The sequence below is a fragment of the Pseudomonas sp. FP818 genome (assembly GCF_030687335.1).
Classification (GTDB): Bacteria; Pseudomonadota; Gammaproteobacteria; order Pseudomonadales; family Pseudomonadaceae; genus Aquipseudomonas; species Aquipseudomonas shahriarae.
Genome location: NZ_CP117427.1, coordinates 5,100,448 through 5,119,352 on the forward strand (window position 1 = coordinate 5,100,448; position 18,905 = coordinate 5,119,352).

The window sequence follows — 18,905 nt, forward strand, 5'->3', positions numbered from 1 at the left end:
TGGATATCGGTGCTCTCTCAGGCGCGGCCATGTCCCTTTGGAAGGGCTCCCACATTAGAGGGGTGGCACCTGGTAGATCTGCTTTATAGTCACACCCTACAAGTGTTCAGGAGAGTCTCATGCGTATTGCTTCCCGTGTCATCGGCGGTGTTCTGGCCGTCACCCTGTTGAGCCAGCTGACGGCCTGCGGTTCGATTTTCTATCCTGATCGCCGTGGCCAGATCGACGGCAAGATCGACCCGGCAATTGCCGTGCTCGACGCGGTCGGCCTGCTGTTTTATGTGATCCCCGGCCTGATCGCCTTTGGCGTGGACTTCGCCACCGGCGCAATTTACTTCGAGCCCGGCAAAACCGCACAAGTGGCCCCCGAAAAACTGCAAGAAGCCATCGGCGCCGACGGCAAGGTGGATAACACCAAGCTGCAAACCATCATCGAGCACGAAACCGGCCGCAACCTGCCGCTGGACGACCCGCGCCTGATCCAGTTCAAGGGCAGCGTGCAACAACTCGCGTCCCTCGGCCTGCAACCTGCTGCGTAAGGACCTGATTGCCCCATGAACACCAGCACCGAACACGCCCGGCTATTGCGCCTGGCCACCCGCGCCTCGGTCGGCGTGGCCAGTATTCTGATTATCGGCAAAGCCATCGCCTGGTGGTTCAGTGGTTCGGTGAGCATGTTGGCCGGGCTGACCGATTCGCTGCTCGACGGCGTGACGTCACTGCTCAACCTGCTGGCGGTGCACTACGCGCTGCGCCCGGCGGATGATGATCACCGCTACGGACATGGCAAGGCGGAATCCCTGGCGGGCATGGCCCAGGCGCTGTTTATCGCCGGCAGCGCGGTATTGATCGCCTTCCAGGCGTACCAACGCCTGCAGCACCCGGAACCCGTGGGCGCGCCCTGGCTGAGTATTGCAGTGATTGTGATGTCGCTGGTGCTGACCGTGGCGCTGCTGGCCGTGCAACACCGGGTGATCCGCGAAACCGGCTCGAACGCGGTGCGCGCCGACTCGCTGCACTACCGTTCCGACTTGCTGCTCAATGGCAGCATTCTATTGGCGCTGGTGCTGGCGGCCTTCGGCTGGCATCAGGTCGATGCCTGGTTTGGCCTGGCGATCGCCCTGTACATCTTGTGGAGCGCGATCCAGATCGCCCGGGAAAGCTTTGCCGTGCTGATGGACGAAGAACTGCCGGCAGACGTCAGCCAGCACATGCTGGAACTGGCCTGTAGCGTGCCCGGCGTACTGGGTGCCCATGATTTGCGCACGCGGATTTCCGGCAACCACTGGTTTGTGCAGTTGCATCTGGAGTTGCCGGGGGAGTTGAGCTTGTCGGTAGCCCATGGCATCAGCGACCAGGCCGCCGATGCCATCCATCAGGCCTACCCACGGGCCGAGGTGCTGGTGCACGCCGACCCGCAGGAAGTGGTCACGGGCAGCAAGGCCTAGTAGGTCACCTGGTACCCGCGACTGCTCAGGCAGTTGCCCTGGGCCTGGCGGTAGGTTTGCACCACCGCCGGCGCAGGCGCGTAGGTGACGGTCTGGGGGTCGAAGCCGCTTTGCTGCACCGCCCAGCGATAGCAATCGTAACCGTCCTGCTGCACCTGGGCGGGAGATTGGCCATTGGCGGGATAGGCCACCACGTCATACCCGTTGCCCTGGGGCGTCGGCTGCGGCGGCATGGCCACCGGCGGTTGCACCACCACGTACTGCTGGGTGCTGGTCTCGTAGCTGTAATAGGCGCCAGCGGCGAGGAAAAACAGCGCACTGCCGACCCACACTTCCCGCGCATAGTCCGGCAGGTAATGCACGCGGATCCCATAGGGTGGCGTGACTACGACGTAGCGCGGGCCCTGGGGCCGGTACCAATAGCCGCCCGAGAAAAAGTAATCCTGGCCGCGATAGGGCACACGGTAATTGCGGTCGGGGAAGCGGTCCACCGTGTAGCCGGGCCGATACTGCGGGCCGGGGCCCCAGCCGTTGCCATGGCCGTCGGGGCGGCCTGGCCAGCGGTTATCATTGGGGTGGCCGTTGTAGCCAGGCCGCGAGCCAGGGCCACCGGTTTGCCAATGCGGGTTGCCATCATTGCGCCGGGGAATGTCACGGTAGTTGCCCTGGCGCGGCTCCTGGGTCTGGCCCACGGAATCGGGCCGGCCCTGGATCGGCAGATTGCTCCCCGCCTGCGGTGCCGGGCGCGGCGCTTCATTACCTTGAGGGCGAGCCTGCCACTGGCCGTTCTGGCCGGCGCGCTCTACCGGTTGGTTTTGCGGGCGCGGCTGGCTGTGTTCCGGCCCCCGCTCATGCGGTCCACCACCGCCCTGCGGGCCTTGCCCCTGGCGGGGTGCGTTGTCTCGTTCGTCGGCCATCACCTGCGTGCCCAAGGTGACCATCAACACACCTACACCTGCCAAACGCCAGATGCGCTTCATGCTATTCCTCACTGCGGATTAGGGCCTGTGCATGAGACTGGAAAAGCCGGGCCCGGTTCTGCGACAGGTTATCAGTCACCAGCACAATTTTCGCCGGCAAAAGAAAAGGGGCGACCCGTCGGTCGCCCCTTGAGAACTTCGTCCTGGCTCAACGCTTATGACGTTGGCTCACCTCACGCCGTCTTGTGGACAGTGTGCAGCCCGGGGGCCGGCACAACCCGGTGGGGTTGGCGGGCCGCAGCCGGCCTGATTGGGCGGGCTGCTGTGGACTCTATGTCCGGGCAGTGATTCTGTTGGTAATCATAGGCGTGAGGGCCCGACAGATGATTGCGAAGATTGCGTCAATAAACAGTGCTTGCGCAATTTTTAACCCTGGATAGATAATTCGCAGCAATAGTTACGACAAAGGCCAGCCCCATGAGCAAACTTGACCGATACGACCTGAGTATTTTGGCGGAATTACAGCGCGACGCGAGGATCTCCAACCAGGAGCTGGCCGAGCGGATCGGCCTGTCACCGTCACCCTGCTCACGCCGGGTCAAGCAATTGGAGGACGACGGCTACATCTCACGCCAGGTCGCCCTGCTCGACCGCAAGATGCTGGGCCTGAGCCTCACGGCCTACGTGTTGATCGGCATGGACCGACACACGCCCGAACGTTTCGAGAACTTTGAAGCGGCGATCCGCACCTTGCCGCAAGTGTTGGAATGCAGCCTGGTCACCGGGATGGATGCCGACTATCAGCTGAAGGTGGTGGTGCCGGATATGGACCACTATCAAAAACTGCTGCTGGGGCACCTGACCCGGATTGAGGGCGTGACCAGCGTGCGCTCCAGCTTTGTGCTGAACCAGGTGCTCAACAGCACGGAGTTGCCGTTGACTCACCTGCGTACCTAAGACGCCACCCCCATCCCATGTGGGAGCGGGCTTGCCCGCGATAGCGGTCTTGCAGGCACACCGCTATCGCAGGCAAGCCAGCTGCCACTTTTTGCCCATGTTCAGGCAATGACATCAGGGTGCGACGCACCGACGCAGGTCAACTTTGAACCTGCCCCCTTGCCTTATACTCCGCGCCTGCCTTTGTCGGAAACTGCCCAATGAATTCGATTGACCCCGTGCTGTTTGAAGAGTGGATGATGACCGGCCTGGTCACCATCCTGATCATTTTCATGGGCTTTATCGTCTGGGACCTGGCGAAGAAATCCAAGGCCGGGCGCTTTGGCTCGCTGATTCTGTTCTTCGTGCTGGGCCTGGGCGTGGCCGCGTTTATCATCAAGAGCGTGGTGATCGGCCTGATTGAGTCCGGGGCTTTATAAGCGCGCCGGCACTTCGCGGTACTGGCCTTGGCCCAGGCCTTCAATCGACCAGTCGCCGATTTTCACCCGCACCAGACGCAAGGTCGGCAAGCCTACGGCGGCGGTCATGCGCCGTACCTGACGGTTGCGCCCCTCGCGAATCACCAGCTCCAGCCAATAGGTCGGGATGTTTTTACGAAAACGTACCGGCGGGTTGCGGGGCCAGAGTACCGGCTCGTCCAGTCGCCGGGCTTCAGCCGGCAAGGTCATGCCATCGTTCAACTCCACACCGGCGCGCAGACGTTGCAGATGCTCCTCGGTGGGCTCGCCCTCTACCTGCACCCAATAGGTTTTCGCCAGTTTGTGCTTGGGGTCGGCAATCCGCGCCTGTAACTGGCCATCGTTGGTCAGCAGCAGCAGGCCTTCACTGTCCCGGTCCAGGCGCCCAGCCGGGTAGATGCCCGGGATGTCAATAAAATCCTTGAGCGTGGCGCGACCGCCTTCGTCACTGAACTGGGTCAGCACATCAAAAGGTTTATTGAACAGGATCAGCTTCGGCTCGGCCGGCGGCGCCTTGGCGACACGGCGAGCAGCGGCATGGGGAGGTTTCACGCCAGGGCGGCGCGAGTCAGGGCGGGCAGGACGGGACATGGCAATGGAACATCTAACGGTCAGGACCGACCATGCTAGTGGCCTGACCGTTAAATAACCACCCCGCTATTTAGCGGAACGGCGGCTCGTCAAAGCTGCGCAGCTTGCGCGAGTGCAACGAGTTGAGCTCGGTGCGCAACAAGTCCACTGCCTCGATACCGATCTTCAAGTGCTGGCTCACAGCCCGTTCATAGAACGCGTTGGCCGAACCTGGCAACTTGATTTCACTGTGCAACGGCTTATCCGACACGCACAGCAATGTGCCGTAAGGCACCCGCAAACGGTAGCCTTGCGCGGCGATGGTGCCGCTCTCCATATCCACGGCCACGGCGCGGGACAGGTTGATCAGCGGCCGCTCCTGGGCCCAGCGCAGTTCCCAGTTGCGATCGTCGTAGGTCAACACGGTACCGGTGCGCAGGCGCTTTTTCAGTTGCTCGCCCTTCTCGCCCGTGACGTTAGCCGCCGCTTGTTGCAATGCCATCTGCACTTCGGCCAGGGCCGGGATCGGAATGTTCGGCGGCACCACGCGGTCGAGAATGCCGTCGCGCCGCATATAAGCGTGGGCCAGCACATAGTCACCGATGGTCTGGGATTGGCGCAGGCCACCACAGTGGCCAATCATCAGCCAGCAATGGGGACGCAACACCGCCAGGTGGTCGGTGATGTTCTTGGCGTTGGACGGGCCGACACCGATGTTGACCAGGGTCACGCCGTGGCCGTCACTGGCCTGCAAGTGGTAGGCCGGCATCTGATAACGGTGCCAGACCACGCCTGCGGCGATGGCAGACGCTTCACCATGGTCCATGCCTTTTTCGATGATCACATTGCCCGGCAACACCATGCGGATAAAGCGTGGGTCGCTGCGCAACTGTTCCAAGCCATGGACGATGAACTGGTCGACATAGCGGTGGTAGTTGGTCAGCAGAATCCATGGCTGCACATGGCGCCAGTCGCTGCCGGTGTAGTGCACCAGGCGACGCAGGGAAAAGTCCACGCGGGCCGCATCGAACAGTGCCAGGGGCAGTGGGTCGGTGTTTTCCCAGTCATACAGGCCATCGGCGATGCCATCGGTGGCGGCAGACAGGTCGGTGCTGGGGAACACCCGTGCCAGGGTCGCGGCCGTTACACCGGAGCCGGCCAGTTCATCGCCCTGCTCGACCACGTACGGATAAGGGATGTTCTGCTGGCTGACGCCCACTTCCACCGTCACGGTGAAGTCGTGCATCAGCGGCACCAGTTGTTCCAGCAGGTATTTGCGAAACGCTGACGGATGGGTGACGGTGACGCTGTAAGTGCCCGGCAACTGCACCTTGGCATACGCGCGGGTGGTCTGTGGGACTTCGCCGTGGCAGTGGTAGGTCAGGCGCAGTTCCGGATAGCGAAACAGAGCACGCTGTGCGGCGTCGGGCTCGACGCGATCCTTGAGGTATTGCTTGAGGGCCTGGTTGAGCGCGCCGGTAGCACGCTCATGCAGAGCCGCCAGCCGGTCCACGGCCTCTTCGGCGGTTTGAACGACAACAAAAGCTTCGGTCACGGTAGGCTTCCTGTTTTCTTACATGCAGGAGGTCATCTTGCCTGCATCGCTGCCAGACGCAAACTCTGAATTGGAATGCCCACTGAAGATCAATGCAACCGCTGTAGGAGCTGGCTTGCCTGCGATGGCAGCGGGTCAGCCAATATAGAGGTGGCTGACCCGCTGCCATCGCAGGCAAGCCAGCTCCCAGATTTTTTACCGGTTTTATTCAGAGAGACGGAGTTGAGCGGGTGACGATGGCCTGCACATCCACGCCTCGTGGCAAGGTGCCATATACCCGCCCCGACGACTCGCCCAAGCGGCTGGCTATAAACCCATCGCTGACACTGGCATTGCCCGCCTCCAGCAGCAATTTGGCCTGCAGGGCCACGGCAATATCCTCGGTCAACTGCCGCGCCCGGTACTGGATATCCTGGGTGTCCATAAACGCCGACTTCAATTGCTCGATATGTCGGGCCAGGCGTTTATCGCCATGCCCATCGCCCAGTTCGACAAACAATGTCTCCAGCACACCGGGCTCTTTCGACAAGGCCCGCAGCACGTCCAGGCATTGCACGTTGCCGGAACCTTCCCACGTCGAATTGACCGGCGCCTCACGGTACAGGCGCGGCAGGATGCTGTCCTCGACATAGCCGGCGCCGCCCATGCATTCGGCGGCTTCGTTGATCATCGCCGGCGCACGCTTGCAGATCCAATACTTGCCCACCGCCGTCACCAGCCGCGCGAACTTGGCTTCCTGCTCATCGGCCAGATGGTCCAGCGCCCGGCCCATACGCAGGCTCAAGGCCAGGGCCGCTTCACTTTCCAGGGCCAGGTCCGCCAGCACGTTCTGCATCAACGGCTGTTCACTGAGCACGCGGCCACCGACCAAACGATGGGCGCAATGATGGCTGGCCTGGGTCAGCGCCTGGCGCATCAAGGAACTGGAGCCAACCATGCAGTCGAAACGGGTCATGGCCACCATCTCGATAATGGTCGGTACGCCACGGCCTTCTTCGCCGACCATCCACGCCAGGGCGCCGCGGAATTCGACTTCGCTGGAGGCGTTGGAGCAGTTGCCGAGTTTGTTTTTCAGGCGCTGGATATAGAACTGGTTGCGCGTGTCATCCGGACGCTGCCGGGGCAGTAGGAAACAGGTCAACCCCTTGTCAGTCTGGGCCAGGGTCAGGAAGGCGTCGCACATCGGCGCCGAACAGAACCACTTATGGCCCACCAGCTCATAGGGTTGACCTGGGCCGCCGGCGCCCACGGGGTAGGCGCGGGTGGTATTGGCCCGGACATCGGTGCCGCCCTGTTTCTCGGTCATGGCCATGCCGATGGTTGCGCCGGCTTTATGGGCGATGCCGACATTGCGCGGGTCGTATTCAGTGTTGAGGATTTTCGGCAGCCAGGTGTCAGCCAGATCCGGCTGCAGGCGCAGGGCCGGCACGCAGGCGAAGGTCATGGTCAGCGGGCACCCCGTGCCGGCTTCGGCCTGGCTATGCAGGTAGGTCATGGCCGCGCGGGCGACATGGGCGCCCGCCTGGGGATGGGCCCAGGGCAGCGACGGCAGGCCATGCTCGACGGCGGTGCGCATCAGTTCGTGATAGGCCGGATGAAATTCCACCAGATCAATGCGGTGACCATAGCGATCATGGCTGTTGAACACCGGCTTGTTCTGATTCGCCAGGAACCCCGCCGCCATCAGCGGCCCACCCGCCAAGGCGCCATAGGCGTCGATGCGGGCCTCGGCCCAGCCTGCCCCAAAGCGCAGCGACCACTCCTGCAAGGGCAGGTCGAGGCGATACAAATTGGCGCCATCGAGTGACGGTGGCTGGTTGGTAACGTCGTGGGTTTCGGCGAACTGGTGCAGATTCATGACGGGCCTCCTGATAAAAGGCCGCGTTGATTGAGGCCTTGAATTCAGTTAAGCATCGTCACTGCGCTTAAAAAAGTGGCATAAGCGCCTAACTGCCGGCGCTTTCACCCTCTAGCGGGCACAGCAGGCGGCGCTGCAACACGGCTTGCAACAGCTCGAAACGCACCGGCTTGAGCAACTGCTCGGTCGGGCCGACGCCGTGACAATGCTGGCGGGCGCTGCCTTGCAGGGCGTCGCTCAGGGCGATCACCGGCAGCTCGCCGCACCCTGGCAAGGCCCGGATCTGGCAGCACAGGGAGAAGCCATCTTCGGGCACATCCAGCAACACCGCATCAAACGCCCCCTCCTGCAGCATCGCCAGGGCCGTGGGGCCACTGTCCGCGACTTTCACCCGGTAACCGAGCTTGAGCAACATGCCACGCAAGACCAACTGGGTGACGCAGTTGTCCTCCACCAGCAATACCGTGCAGTCTTGTGGCGCGCGGTGCAGGTCCACGGCCCGGGCCGGCTCCGGCGGCACCGCGATAACGGCCACCTCCAGCTGGAATCGGCTGCCCTTACGCGGTTCGGAATGATGGGTCAGGCGCCCGCCGAGCAACTCGATCAACTGCCGGCAGATCGCCAGGCCAATGCCCAGGCCGCCATATTCGCGGGTGGTCGAGCCGTCCACCTGGAAGAAGCGCTGATACAGGGTCGCCTCATCCAGTTGCGCAAAGCCAATCCCGGAGTCGCTAACGATAAACGTCAGATGCAAATGGCCATCCGCCTGGGGCAGGCCCACTACGCGCACGCGCACCGCACCGTCGTGGGTGAACTTGAAGGCGTTATCCAGCAGGCATTCCAGGCACTGCATCAGTTTGCCTGCATCGCCGTCCAGGCGATCCGGCAACTCACTCGCCACGTCGATGGAGAACGCCAACCCCTTGCTCTGGGCATTGCCCAGGAACTGCTGACGCAAGGTATCGAGTACCCCGCGCAGGCTGAATACCTGCGGTTGCACAGTGAGGCGACCGGCTTGCAACTCGGTGAGGGTGAGGATGCCATTGACCATGCGCATCATGTCCCGCGCAGAGCCGGCGGCGGTTTGCTGGTACTGCGCCAGGTCGCCGGCCAGAGGCTCGGTCTGCATCAGTTCCAACGACCCAATCACCCCGTTCATCGGGGTGCGCAGTTCATGGGTCAGGGTCGCGAGGAATTCGTCTTTCAACTGGTTGCTGTGGGCCAGTTGCTGGTTGAGCACTTCCAGTTTCTGGCTGGCATCAAACAGGATTTGCGCCTGCTGTTCGCGCATCGCGTTGATCCGGTCGGCCAGGGCCAGGGACAACAGGGCGACTTCAATGGCCGAGCCGATCTGGCTGGAGTACATGGTGAGAAACACATTGGGCAGGTAGCCCAGCACCATCAGCGTGTTGATCACCCCGCCGATCAGGAACGCCGACCAGGCGATGATGAAATACCGCGCCACACGCTGGCCACAGCACCAGGCCTTGATCCCGGCGACAAAGATGGTCACGGTGAAAACCAGGGCCAGCGCGGTCGCCAGGCGCAGGGCCAGGGCGTAGCTGGTCATCAGCGACAACACCATCACCACCGCCCCCGTCCCCACCAGCACCAGCAGCACCCGGTCCAGCCAGCGGCTGTAGAGGGCAGTGTGCAGGAAGCTGCGGGCAAACAGGCTGCCGAACAACGCGGAGGCGCCGATCAGGAACGGCGTCGCCGCATTCGCCCACCAGGGGTTATCGGGCCAGAAATACTCCACGGCCGCGCCATTCACCGAGAGCTGGTACATGCCGAACGAGGCGATATAGAGGATGTAATAGAGGTAGCTGGTGTCTCGCACGCTGAGGTAGATAAACAGGTTGTACACCAGCATACCCAGCAGCACACCGTAGATCAGGCCCAGCACATACAGGCGCAGCGGCTGATCTTCCAGGTACGCGGTGCTCGACCACAGGGTCAGCGGCGCCTGGATCGAACCCTCGCTTTGCAGGCGCAGATACAGGGTTTTCTGCTCGCCCGCGCTGAAGTCGACGGTGAACAGGTAATTGTTCTGGCGAATCTCACGGCTGGCAAAGGGCAATGCATCCCCGGTACGCCCGGCCAGGCGATAGTCGCCGTCACCCTCGGGCAGGTACAACTCAAGATGATCGAGGGGCGGATAGGCCAGTTCCAGCAGCCAGGTGCGCAGGGCGTCGGGATCCTTGGGCAGGTAATGCAGGTCGATCTTGAGCCAGAACGCGGAGCGCGAGTAGCCGGCATTCAGGGTGTCTTTATCGTGCGGGGTGTAGCGACTGGCGAGTGCCGCTGAACGGGCCTCGGCGATGGTGAGATTGCCGCTTGGATCTTCGAGTACTTGCATGACCCGGCCCAGGGGAAGACTTCGGGTGGTTTCATTGAACTCGACGGCGCCGGCCAACATCGGCAGCCCGCACAAGAGAAACATCAGCAAATAGCGCATAGAGCCCCAGCGTGACCTGTCCGGTTATGTCAAAAGCCCCCCATTCCTTTTGAGATGACGTACACCGGCGATACATTTAAGTTGTTTGGATCCACTCTAGCATAGCCGGTAAAGGCCAAAAGACACCATTGAAATAATTTTTTGAAAGGCTCTAGCCCGGGCCTTTCAGCGCACTAATTGCTAGAAATGGATGATGGCTTATAGCCATTTACCAGTGTATTTCGGCGTCAAATACCAGCACTGCCCGACAGCCACGCAAAAAGCGTTTGGTGGTAAGCTCGCGCACCATGAATATCTACAGCTCTCGCCCCGTTGTCCTCTGTCTCTCCGGCCATGATCCCAGTGGTGGCGCCGGCTTGCAGGCAGATATCGAAGCCCTGCTCGCCCAAGGCTGTCATGCGGCCCCGGCCGTGACCGCGCTGACCGTGCAGAACACCGTGAATGTCAGCGATTTCCGCGTGCTCGACCGCGAGTGGGTATTGGCCCAGGCCAACGCCGTGCTCGGTGACTCCGAAGTCGCGGCGGTCAAGCTGGGCATGCTCGGGTCCACGGTGATGGTCGATACCGTGGTCGAACTGCTCCAGCAGCACCCGCACCTGCCGGTGGTCTGCGACCCGGTGCTGCGCGCCGGCGGCGGCGGTAGCCTGGGCAAGGACGAGGTCGGCTATGCGATGCGCGAGCGGCTGTTGCCCTTGTCGCTGATTGCCACGCCCAACCTGCCTGAGGCGCGCATCCTCGCCGAACTGCCCAACGGCACGGCGGATGAATGCGCCGAGAAACTGCTGCCGTTTATCAAGCACCTGTTGATCACCGGCGGCCATGGCGACGAGCATGAGGTGCACAATCGCCTCTACAGCCGCGACGGCACACGCCACACGTTTACCTGCCAGCGCCTGCCCGGCAGCTATCACGGCTCCGGTTGCACTCTGGCCAGCGCCCTGGCCGGCCGCCTGGCCCAGGGTCAAAGCCTGGCCAGCGCCGTGGAGTCGGCACTCAATTACACCTGGCGCACCCTGCGGGACGCCGAACAACTGGGCCAGGGGCAATTTGTGCCGCGTCGCCTGCCATTGGATTTCTGTTCGTAATATCAAGGGGCCTGCTCGATGAAACTACGTGGCCTGTACGCCATTACCGACAGCCAACTATTGGCCGGTAAGTTCCTGTCCTACGTCGAGGCCGCGCTGGAAGGCGGCGTGACCTTGCTGCAATACCGCGACAAGAGCAGCGACGAGGCCCGTCGCCTGCGCGAAGCCGAGGCTCTGCGTGAACTGTGCTCGCGCTACAAGACCCATCTGATCATCAATGACGATGCCGAACTGGCCGCGCGCCTGGGCGTCGGCGTTCACCTGGGGCAGACCGACGGCCCGCTGACACCGGCCCGGGCGTTACTCGGGCGCAATGCCATTATCGGCTCCACCTGCCACAGCCAGATCGAACTGGCCGAACAGGCTGCGCGCGAAGGTGCCAGCTATGTTGCCTTTGGCCGCTTCTTCAACTCCACGACCAAACCCGGTGCACCCGCAGCCACCGTTGAAATGCTGGCCCAGGCCCGCGCGCGCCTGCAGGTGCCGATCTGCGTGATCGGCGGCATCACCCTGGAAAACGCCGCGCCCCTGGTGGAGCACGGTGCCGACCTGCTGGCAGTGGTCCACGGCCTGTTCGGTGCCGACAGCCCCCAGAACGTGACGCGCCGCGCCCGCGCCTTCAACGAACTCCTCAAATCCTGAATTCAGAGAGCCTGCCCATGTCTCGTTCCGAAACGTTGTTTGCCAATGCCCAGAAACACATCCCCGGCGGTGTGAACTCCCCCGTGCGTGCGTTCAAGAGCGTCGGCGGCACGCCGTTGTTCTTCAAGCACGCCGAAGGCGCCTACGTCACCGACGAAGATGACAAGCGCTATGTGGACTACGTGGGTTCCTGGGGCCCGATGATCCTCGGCCACAGCCACCCCGACGTGCTGGACGCAGTGCGCAAGCAGTTGGAGCACGGCCTGTCCTACGGCGCGCCCACCGCCATGGAAACCGAAATGGCCGACCTGGTGTGCTCGATCGTGCCGTCGATGGAGATGGTGCGCATGGTCAGCTCCGGCACCGAAGCGACCATGAGCGCGATTCGCCTGGCCCGTGGGTTCACCGGCCGTGACAGCATCATCAAGTTCGAAGGCTGCTACCACGGCCACTCCGACAGCCTGCTGGTCAAGGCCGGCTCCGGCCTGCTGACCCAGGGCGTTCCGAGTTCGGCTGGCGTGCCAGCTGCGTTTGCCAAGCACACTCTGACCTTGCCGTTCAACGACATCGGCGCCGTCGAGCAAATGCTCAGCGAAGTCGGTCAGGAGGTGGCGTGCATCATCGTCGAGCCGGTGGCGGGCAACATGAACTGTGTACCGCCGGCCCCGGGGTTCCTCGAAGGCTTGCGTGAGCAGTGCGATAAACACGGTGTGGTATTGATCTTCGACGAAGTGATGACCGGCTTTCGCGTTGCCCTCGGCGGCGCCCAGGCTCACTACGGCGTAACGCCGGACCTGAGCACCTTCGGCAAAATCATCGGCGGCGGCATGCCGGTAGGCTGCTTCGGCGGCAAGCGCGAGATCATGCAGCACATCGCGCCGCTGGGCCCGGTCTACCAGGCCGGCACCCTGTCCGGTAACCCGCTGGCCATGGCCGCCGGCCTGACCACCCTGCGCCTGATCAGCCGCCCTGGCTTCCATGCCGAGCTGAGCGACTACACCACGCGTTTGCTGGACGGCCTGCAACAACGCGCCGATGCAGCGGGTATCCCGTTCGTCACGACCCAGGCCGGTGGCATGTTCGGCCTGTATTTCAGCGGTGCCGACGACATCGTGACCTTTGACGATGTGATGGGCAGCGATGCCAACCTGTTCAAGCGTTTCTTCCACCTGATGCTCGAAGGTGGCGTGTACCTGGCACCAAGTGCCTTTGAAGCCGGCTTCACCTCCATCGCCCATGGCGACGCCGAGCTGAAACTGACCCTGGATGCTGCCGAGCGCGCCTTCGCCGCACTGAAGTAAGACAGCCATAACCTGACGTCGCCCCTGGCGGCGTCAGATTTGTTACCTTGCTTACAGAAATTTCCTCGTTTTTTCGAGAAAACACCTGCAATCCGGCAGATAACTTGCCCACGCAGCAGAAAAACGAGTAAAGACTTTGTAAGCAGAGGCCTGCTTATTTCATAATGCGCGCTTATTGGATCCCCACGTGGCTCCACGCGCCCCGTCAGAGGTAAGTCGATTCCCATGAAACGCACCGGCCGCACCCTGGTTCTGGGCTGCCTGTTGCTCCTTCAACCGCTGCTTGCACATGCACAAGCGGGCGGCAACTCGTTGTTGATCCCAGCGATGGGTCGTTGCACCCTCGATACTCAGTCCGACAGCCAGGCCGAGGCGCTGAGCGCCTGCCAAACCCTGGCCGATGGCGGGGATGCGCAGGCGCAATACGAGTTGGGCGAATTCTTCTACGACGACAAAAACCCTGCCCGCGACCTGAACAAAGCCTTGAGCTTCTTCGAAAAAGCCTCGCTGCAGGGTCATGCCCAGGCGCAATTCAAGCTGGGCAGCATGTTCTTCCATGGCGAAGGCGTGCCGGCCAACAACGTGCAGGCGTATATCGTGCTGAAGATGGCGGCGGTCAACGGCGCCGAAGATGCCCTCGACACCGCAGACGAAGTGGCCGAGCACATGCAGCGCGATGAGCTGGAAGTGGCGACCCAGGTGCTGGGGCAGATTTTCCGCAATTACCTGCAGGAATTGCAGAGTGCGGATGGGCGTTCGCCCTTTTCGCCGCTGCCCTGACCTGTCAAGGCGATAACAGGTCGCCCTGTCGATAGGCCCTGACACCCGCGACATGGGCAATCGTCATACCCGCCGTCGCCATCCGCCGTAACGAGCGCACATACAACATCCCCCCATGAGCACAGACCACCGGTGTCGAGCGGTCGGTGATCGGATCAATGATCTCGGCGACCCGCTGCCCCTCCTGTAGGGCGTCGCCAACCCTGGCGCAAAACACGATCAGCCCAGGCGCCAGACTCACTATCGGCTCCACCCCCGCCAGTGGTGTGGGTGGGTTAAGCAGAGGGGGCAGTTGCGGTACCAAGCCCTCAATGGCCCCTATATAGGTCAGGTAATCAATCAGCGCCTGGCTGTCCCGGCGCGCCAGCCCGTGATCCACATCGGCCACACCGCGCAACTCCACGGTTACCGCGAAGCCCGGCGGCTGAATACGTCCGGCAAAGCGCGCCTGCATCTGCCTCCAGAACAGTGTGAAACACTCGTCGAACGATTGCCCCCCCGCCTCGTGCGCCATGAAACAGGCTTCGGCACCCAGGTAGCGCGCCAGAGGCTCGACTTGTGGCCAGAAGTCCGGCGCCAGGTACAGGTGCTGCACCGCTTCGAAGTCGCAATGCAGGTCCAGCACCATATCCGCGTCACAGGCGAGGGTTTGCAAGGTCAGGCGCAGGGATTGCAGTTGCGTCGTGGGGACCTGACGGGCCAGGACGGCTTTCAGGCTTGCGCGGATCAGATGCAGGTTACGGACAGGGTCATCGGTCAGTTTCGCGCCCACTTCATCGCCCACCTGCTGACTGAGGTCGAGGAAAAACCGATTGAAGTTCTCCCGGCTTTCGTTATCGAAGCGCCCCTGGGGCACGTCCATCAACACCTGCTCCAAACCCAACGGGTTGGCGACGGGTACCAACACAATGTGTCGACGCAGCGCGCCCGATGCCTCAAGGGCGGCCAGCCGTTGCTTGAGATGCCAGAGCACCAACATGCCCGGCAACTCATCGGCGTGCAGGGAAGATTGGATATAGATTTTTCCGCAGGACGCCGGCGGTCCGTAATGAAAGCTGTAAATCTGCCGGGACATGCCCGGCACCGCCGCCAACAGTTCATGTCGTTCTATTTGCATATCGACCTCCTATCGGCCGGGTCCCAAAAAGCTCAACCAGCGCCGCTCCGCCAGGCGGAACAGCCCCACCAGGGCAAACGTGGTCAACAGGTAAAGGAGCGCGGCAATGGCAAAGGACTCAAACGTAAGGAACGTCGTGGAACTCGCATCCCGCGCCACTTTCAGAAGGTCCGCAACCGTGGCCGTAAAGGCCAGCGTCGTAGAATGCAGCATGAAAATCACTTCATTGCTGTAGTAGGGCAATGAACGACGCACCACGGCGGGCATGACCAGGTAAACGTAGAGCTTCCAGCCGTCAAACCCCAGGGCTCGAGCGGCCTCGACTTCGCCACGGGGCATGGCGCGAATGGCCCCGGCGAATATTTCGGTGGTGTAGGCACAGGTATTGAGGGCAAAGGCCAGTACGGTGCAATTGAGCGCGTCGCGAAAAAAAGCATCCAGTAATGGCTGTTCGCGTACTGCAGCAATACTGTAAATGCCGGTGTAACAGATCAATAACTGGATATAGAGCGGCGAACCACGAAACAGGTACGTGAAGCATTGCACCGGCCAGCGCAGCCGCCGCCGGCATGCAACCCGGGCAATGGACAAGGGCAGCGCCGCGATGAATCCCAGGCATAGCGACAGGCTGGTCAACCACAAGGTCATCGCCAGCCCAGTGAGCTGTTCGCCGTCGGAGTAGAGAAAGGGTCGCCAGTACTCCTGGATCAGCTCGATCATAGCCGGCTCTCGCTGCTGTAACGGCGCTCAAGCCAACGCAACAGCGCGTTGGACACACTGCTCAGCAAGAGATAGATCAGCGCCGCAAACAGCAGAAAACCCAAGAGCTGCTGACTGCCCTTGCCCGCCATTTGCGCCACCTTCACCAGATCGGCCAAGCCAATGATCGATACCAGCGCCGTGGCCTTGAGCAAGACCATCCAGTTATTCCCAAGGCCTGGCAAAGCGAACCGCATCATCTGCGGGAACACCACATACACAAAGCCCTGCCAGGGAGTCAGGCCCAATGCCTTGGCAGCATTCGCTTGCCCACCGGGCACCGCCAGCAAGGCCCCACGGAACGTCTCGGTAAAGTAAGCCCCATAGACAAACCCCAGGGTAATAACCCCCGCGCTAAACGGGTCGATTTCTATGTAGGCCCATTCCAAGGCGTTTGTCAGGCGACTCAGCCCGGTTTGTAGACCATAGAAAATCAGCAGCATCAGCAGTAAATCCGGCACCCCTCGGATAAGCGTGGTGTAAAGCTGGGCCGAGAAGCGCCAGCCCCACACTCTGGACAGTTTCGCGCACGCCCCGATCAAGCCAAAGACCAGCCCCAGCAGCAGGGATAACAACGCCAGCTTGAGTGTGAGCCAGATGCCTTGCAGCAACAGGGGGCCATAGCCCAGCAGGCTCGTCATGAAGTGCGCGGCGACCGGCAATAATGGTTCAAACATAAGTGCCCGCTCCTTACTTGATAAAGAGCGGTCAATTGCCGCTGAACATGTCCATGCCGTCGAAGTACTGGTCTTGCAGGCGGGCATAGGTGCCATCCGTGTGCAGCGCCGCCAACCCCTGGTCCAGCATGCCTTTCAAGGCGGCGTTGCCCTTGGCGAGACCGATGGCACTTTTTGCTGGCATCAATTCGCTTTCAATCACAGGACCAAGGACAAAACCGGCACCACGGGGCGAGCGTAAAAATCCGCTGCGGGCTTGCTGTGCGTCTTGTAGCGAAGCCTGCAAACGCCCCGTTATCAGATCGGCATAGACTTGCTCCTGGTCGGGATAGGCCACCACCTTCATGCCCGCCTTGGCCAGCACTTGCTTGGCATAGACCTCCTGGATGGAGCCTTGCAAATAGCCGACAGATTGACCGCTGGGCGCCTCCAGGCGGGTACCTTGCCTGTACACCATGGCAGTCGGGCTGGAGAACACTTCGGAAGTGAAATCAATCACCTTCAGGCGTGCGGCAGTAATGCTCATCGAGGCCAGTATGGCGTCGATCTTCCCGGCCTTGAGGCTTGGGATCATAGCGTCGTAGTCAATCTCGACCCACTGGCAACGGACATCCAGGTGTGCACAGATAGCGTTGCCGATATCAACTTCAAAACCGACCAGTTGACCGGTGTTGTCTTTATAGGCAAAGGGCGCGTAGTTGGGGTCAACGCCAAAGCGAATAACTTCGTAGTTTTTGGCAAGTACCGAACCATTGAATAAAAAAATAATAGACAGCGATAACATCAGGACTATTTTTTTCATTGTTTTATTCCTCGTTATTTGTAGAACAACAGAACGCTACATAACCTCCAGACATGTAATTTCTCGACGCATGAATAATGAGCCGGCAGGGGCGTCAAATTCTCGCGCCTGGCGATGACCGCCATACACCGCCGCCGCTATGGTCCCCGGCGCCAGGCAGTCACCTATCGGGAGCAGAGTCTGGATACCGGCTTCTCGCAACTCTTCGTCAGGCCGGTCGAGCGCCCGGAACAAAGCCTGCTCGGGCTCGCGGGACGTCACCAGTAACAGCGAGGCCACAGCAATCACACGAGGCCGACCGGTATAGACACAGCTGGCAATCACACCATCAGACGTCACCGTCATCAGCGAGTGGGAAGCGATGATGGTGACATCCAGTTCTAGCAGGCGACGCTGGATGCGATGTTGTTCAAGGGTGTTATGGGTCCAGGCCGCAACATCCGCTGCCGGGGTGACGAAGACAACCTCCACGCCCTGGGCCACCAACCGCTCGGCCAGCACGCTGCCCATGTAGTAATGATCGTCGTCGAACAACAGCACTGGCGAAGGGGCAAGCGCACCGCCCATCACATCATCCGGGGTCAGGATCGGCAGGCTTTCCAGTCCGGGCAAGGCCTGACGCAGCGCCCTGCCCAGGCCATCACGACGCCAGCGAGCGCCGGTCGCAATAAAAACGTGCGCGGCGGCGAAGTCCAGTACGTCTTGAGCCTCCAGGGGGCTTTGCCGATAGATCTGCACCCTGTCCATGCGGCTCAGGGCATCCAGCCGATAGTCGATCACCCGCGACCAACTCGACAACCCGGGCAATTTTGACTCAAGCGCCACACGCCCGCCCAGGGTCCGCGAGCTCTCCACCAAGGCGACCTCCATGCCGCGCGCGCCCAGCACACGCGCACATTCAAGCCCGGCGGGCCCTGCACCGACCACCAGGGCGCGGCTTGAGCTGCGTGCAGGGCTCACCGACTCGGGGTGCCAGCCCCGCCGCCATTCTTCGCCCATGGTCGGGTTCTGCGTGCATCGCAAGGGCGTACTGGTGTGGTCGCCACTGACGCAGACATTGCAGCCAATGCATTCGCGGATCTCATCCATCCGCCCTTCTTCAATCTTCTTGGGCAGGAACGGGTCGGCAATCGACGGGCGGGCAGCACCGATCAGGTCCAGCACGCCACGTCTGACCAGGGAAACCATGGTATCCGGCGAGGTAAAACGCCCCACACCCACCAGCGGTTTGCTGGTCAACGCCTTCAGCCCGGATAAAAAGGTCTCTTGATAACCTTCGCTGGCAAAACGCGAGGTCATGCTGTCGTTCGACCAGTCGGCCACATTGATATCCCACAGGTCTGGCAAGTCAGCCAGCATGGTGAAGATTTCGGCCCCCTCCCCTTCGTGGGACAGGCCAGCGGCGATCTGCTCATCCACCGCCAACCGCACAGCGACCGCACACCGGTCGCCCACCGCGTCCCGAGTGTCTTCAATCAACTCGCGCAACAAGCGCACGCGATTCTCCAACACCCCTCC

The 18,905-nt window shown here is 61.6% G+C and carries 18 protein-coding genes; 8 read left to right on the forward strand and 10 right to left on the reverse strand.

All coding sequences use genetic code 11. From position 1 onward, the window contains the following. The first annotated feature begins 119 nt into the window (after nt 1-119). Together PSH80_RS23190 and PSH80_RS23195 are read left to right on the forward strand one after the other, a co-directional pair. Nucleotides 120-539, forward strand: a complete 420-nt coding sequence (locus PSH80_RS23190; protein WP_057439025.1) for a hypothetical protein — start codon at nt 120-122, stop codon at nt 537-539. Between the two features lie 15 nt (nt 540-554). After that, on the forward strand, nt 555-1,448 hold the full coding sequence (locus PSH80_RS23195; RefSeq protein WP_057439024.1) for a cation diffusion facilitator family transporter: 894 nt from the start codon (nt 555-557) through the stop codon (nt 1,446-1,448). On the opposite strand, the gene PSH80_RS23200 is transcribed toward PSH80_RS23195, so the two are convergent. Continuing rightward, nucleotides 1,445-2,428: a DUF6515 family protein gene (locus PSH80_RS23200; RefSeq protein WP_057960678.1), complete on the reverse strand. Its 984-nt coding sequence runs from the start codon at nt 2,426-2,428 to the stop codon at nt 1,445-1,447. The genes PSH80_RS23195 and PSH80_RS23200 overlap by 4 nt on opposite strands. 417 nt (nt 2,429-2,845) lie before the next feature. On the opposite strand from PSH80_RS23200, the gene PSH80_RS23205 reads away from it, so the two are divergent. Then, nucleotides 2,846-3,325 carry an Lrp/AsnC family transcriptional regulator gene (locus PSH80_RS23205; protein WP_003176264.1) on the forward strand — a complete coding sequence of 160 codons (480 nt, stop codon included), beginning with the start codon at nt 2,846-2,848 and terminating at the stop codon, nt 3,323-3,325. 209 nt (nt 3,326-3,534) lie between these two features. Next, nucleotides 3,535-3,744 (forward strand): DUF2788 domain-containing protein, encoded by a 210-nt coding sequence (locus tag PSH80_RS23210; RefSeq protein WP_057439039.1) that lies wholly within the window; start codon nt 3,535-3,537, stop codon nt 3,742-3,744. Here the strand turns inward: PSH80_RS23210 and PSH80_RS23215 are convergent. The 4 genes from PSH80_RS23215 to PSH80_RS23230 form a co-directional block, all read right to left on the reverse strand. Further along, on the reverse strand, nt 3,739-4,374 hold the full coding sequence (locus PSH80_RS23215) for a pseudouridine synthase (protein ID WP_057960679.1): 636 nt from the start codon (nt 4,372-4,374) through the stop codon (nt 3,739-3,741). The genes PSH80_RS23210 and PSH80_RS23215 overlap by 6 nt on opposite strands. A gap of 70 nt (nt 4,375-4,444) precedes the next feature. Then, nucleotides 4,445-5,908 carry an AMP nucleosidase gene (gene amn / locus PSH80_RS23220; protein ID WP_057960680.1) on the reverse strand — a complete coding sequence of 488 codons (1,464 nt, stop codon included), beginning with the start codon at nt 5,906-5,908 and terminating at the stop codon, nt 4,445-4,447. A gap of 208 nt (nt 5,909-6,116) precedes the next feature. Further along, nucleotides 6,117-7,766, reverse strand: coding sequence for an acyl-CoA dehydrogenase family protein (locus tag PSH80_RS23225; RefSeq protein WP_120734188.1), 1,650 nt, complete (start codon nt 7,764-7,766; stop codon nt 6,117-6,119). An 88-nt stretch (nt 7,767-7,854) separates the two neighbouring features. After that, on the reverse strand, nt 7,855-10,224 hold the full coding sequence (locus PSH80_RS23230; protein ID WP_305418446.1) for a 7TM diverse intracellular signaling domain-containing protein: 2,370 nt from the start codon (nt 10,222-10,224) through the stop codon (nt 7,855-7,857). 287 nt (nt 10,225-10,511) lie between these two features. Between PSH80_RS23230 and PSH80_RS23235 the strand changes: the two genes are divergently transcribed. The 4 genes from PSH80_RS23235 to PSH80_RS23250 all read left to right on the forward strand — a co-directional run bounded on the left by PSH80_RS23235 (nt 10,512) and on the right by PSH80_RS23250 (nt 14,032). After that, a complete protein-coding gene (locus tag PSH80_RS23235; protein ID WP_120734190.1) occupies nt 10,512-11,309 on the forward strand; it encodes a hydroxymethylpyrimidine/phosphomethylpyrimidine kinase in 798 nt (265 codons plus the stop codon). 18 nt (nt 11,310-11,327) lie between these two features. Beyond that, nucleotides 11,328-11,951: a thiamine phosphate synthase gene (thiE, locus tag PSH80_RS23240; RefSeq protein WP_128592775.1), complete on the forward strand. Its 624-nt coding sequence runs from the start codon at nt 11,328-11,330 to the stop codon at nt 11,949-11,951. A gap of 17 nt (nt 11,952-11,968) precedes the next feature. Next, nucleotides 11,969-13,252: a glutamate-1-semialdehyde 2,1-aminomutase gene (hemL, locus tag PSH80_RS23245; RefSeq protein ID WP_120734191.1), complete on the forward strand. Its 1,284-nt coding sequence runs from the start codon at nt 11,969-11,971 to the stop codon at nt 13,250-13,252. Nucleotides 13,253-13,477: 225 nt separating this feature from the next. After that, nucleotides 13,478-14,032 (forward strand): tetratricopeptide repeat protein, encoded by a 555-nt coding sequence (locus tag PSH80_RS23250; protein ID WP_198799916.1) that lies wholly within the window; start codon nt 13,478-13,480, stop codon nt 14,030-14,032. A gap of 4 nt (nt 14,033-14,036) precedes the next feature. Here PSH80_RS23250 and PSH80_RS23255 read toward each other — a convergent pair whose 3' ends face one another. From PSH80_RS23255 to PSH80_RS23275, 5 genes are read right to left on the reverse strand one after another with little or no spacing between them, the layout of a single operon-like run. After that, nucleotides 14,037-15,149: a succinylglutamate desuccinylase/aspartoacylase family protein gene (locus PSH80_RS23255; RefSeq protein WP_198817854.1), complete on the reverse strand. Its 1,113-nt coding sequence runs from the start codon at nt 15,147-15,149 to the stop codon at nt 14,037-14,039. A gap of 9 nt (nt 15,150-15,158) precedes the next feature. Beyond that, complete coding sequence (locus PSH80_RS23260) at nt 15,159-15,869, reverse strand: ABC transporter permease (protein WP_057960686.1); 711 nt, start codon at nt 15,867-15,869, stop codon at nt 15,159-15,161. Continuing rightward, entirely contained in the window at nt 15,866-16,585 is a 720-nt protein-coding gene (locus PSH80_RS23265; RefSeq protein ID WP_169989727.1) for an ABC transporter permease, read from the reverse strand. The genes PSH80_RS23260 and PSH80_RS23265 overlap by 4 nt, the downstream gene beginning before the upstream one ends. 31 nt (nt 16,586-16,616) lie before the next feature. Next, complete coding sequence (locus PSH80_RS23270; RefSeq protein WP_057960688.1) at nt 16,617-17,387, reverse strand: transporter substrate-binding domain-containing protein; 771 nt, start codon at nt 17,385-17,387, stop codon at nt 16,617-16,619. 36 nt (nt 17,388-17,423) lie between these two features. Continuing rightward, complete coding sequence (locus tag PSH80_RS23275) at nt 17,424-18,884, reverse strand: FAD-dependent oxidoreductase (protein WP_305418454.1); 1,461 nt, start codon at nt 18,882-18,884, stop codon at nt 17,424-17,426. Nucleotides 18,885-18,905: the final 21 nt, after the last annotated feature.

What these genes read in the sequence shown, in the direction of transcription:
- PSH80_RS23190 (WP_057439025.1), top strand. Translation starts at nt 120, where the DNA reads ATGCGTATTGCTTCCCGTGTCATCGGCGGTGTTCTGGCCGTCACCCTG.
- PSH80_RS23195 (WP_057439024.1), top strand. Translation starts at nt 555, where the DNA reads ATGAACACCAGCACCGAACACGCCCGGCTATTGCGCCTGGCCACCCGC.
- PSH80_RS23200 (WP_057960678.1), bottom strand. Translation starts at nt 2,428, where the DNA reads ATGAAGCGCATCTGGCGTTTGGCAGGTGTAGGTGTGTTGATGGTCACC.
- PSH80_RS23205 (WP_003176264.1), top strand. Translation starts at nt 2,846, where the DNA reads ATGAGCAAACTTGACCGATACGACCTGAGTATTTTGGCGGAATTACAG.
- PSH80_RS23215 (WP_057960679.1), bottom strand. Translation starts at nt 4,374, where the DNA reads ATGTCCCGTCCTGCCCGCCCTGACTCGCGCCGCCCTGGCGTGAAACCT.
- PSH80_RS23225 (WP_120734188.1), bottom strand. Translation starts at nt 7,766, where the DNA reads ATGAATCTGCACCAGTTCGCCGAAACCCACGACGTTACCAACCAGCCA.
- PSH80_RS23230 (WP_305418446.1), bottom strand. Translation starts at nt 10,224, where the DNA reads ATGCGCTATTTGCTGATGTTTCTCTTGTGCGGGCTGCCGATGTTGGCC.
- PSH80_RS23235 (WP_120734190.1), top strand. Translation starts at nt 10,512, where the DNA reads ATGAATATCTACAGCTCTCGCCCCGTTGTCCTCTGTCTCTCCGGCCAT.
- thiE (WP_128592775.1), top strand. Translation starts at nt 11,328, where the DNA reads ATGAAACTACGTGGCCTGTACGCCATTACCGACAGCCAACTATTGGCC.
- hemL (WP_120734191.1), top strand. Translation starts at nt 11,969, where the DNA reads ATGTCTCGTTCCGAAACGTTGTTTGCCAATGCCCAGAAACACATCCCC.
- PSH80_RS23250 (WP_198799916.1), top strand. Translation starts at nt 13,478, where the DNA reads ATGAAACGCACCGGCCGCACCCTGGTTCTGGGCTGCCTGTTGCTCCTT.
- PSH80_RS23255 (WP_198817854.1), bottom strand. Translation starts at nt 15,149, where the DNA reads ATGCAAATAGAACGACATGAACTGTTGGCGGCGGTGCCGGGCATGTCC.
- PSH80_RS23260 (WP_057960686.1), bottom strand. Translation starts at nt 15,869, where the DNA reads ATGATCGAGCTGATCCAGGAGTACTGGCGACCCTTTCTCTACTCCGAC.
- PSH80_RS23265 (WP_169989727.1), bottom strand. Translation starts at nt 16,585, where the DNA reads ATGTTTGAACCATTATTGCCGGTCGCCGCGCACTTCATGACGAGCCTG.
- PSH80_RS23270 (WP_057960688.1), bottom strand. Translation starts at nt 17,387, where the DNA reads ATGAAAAAAATAGTCCTGATGTTATCGCTGTCTATTATTTTTTTATTC.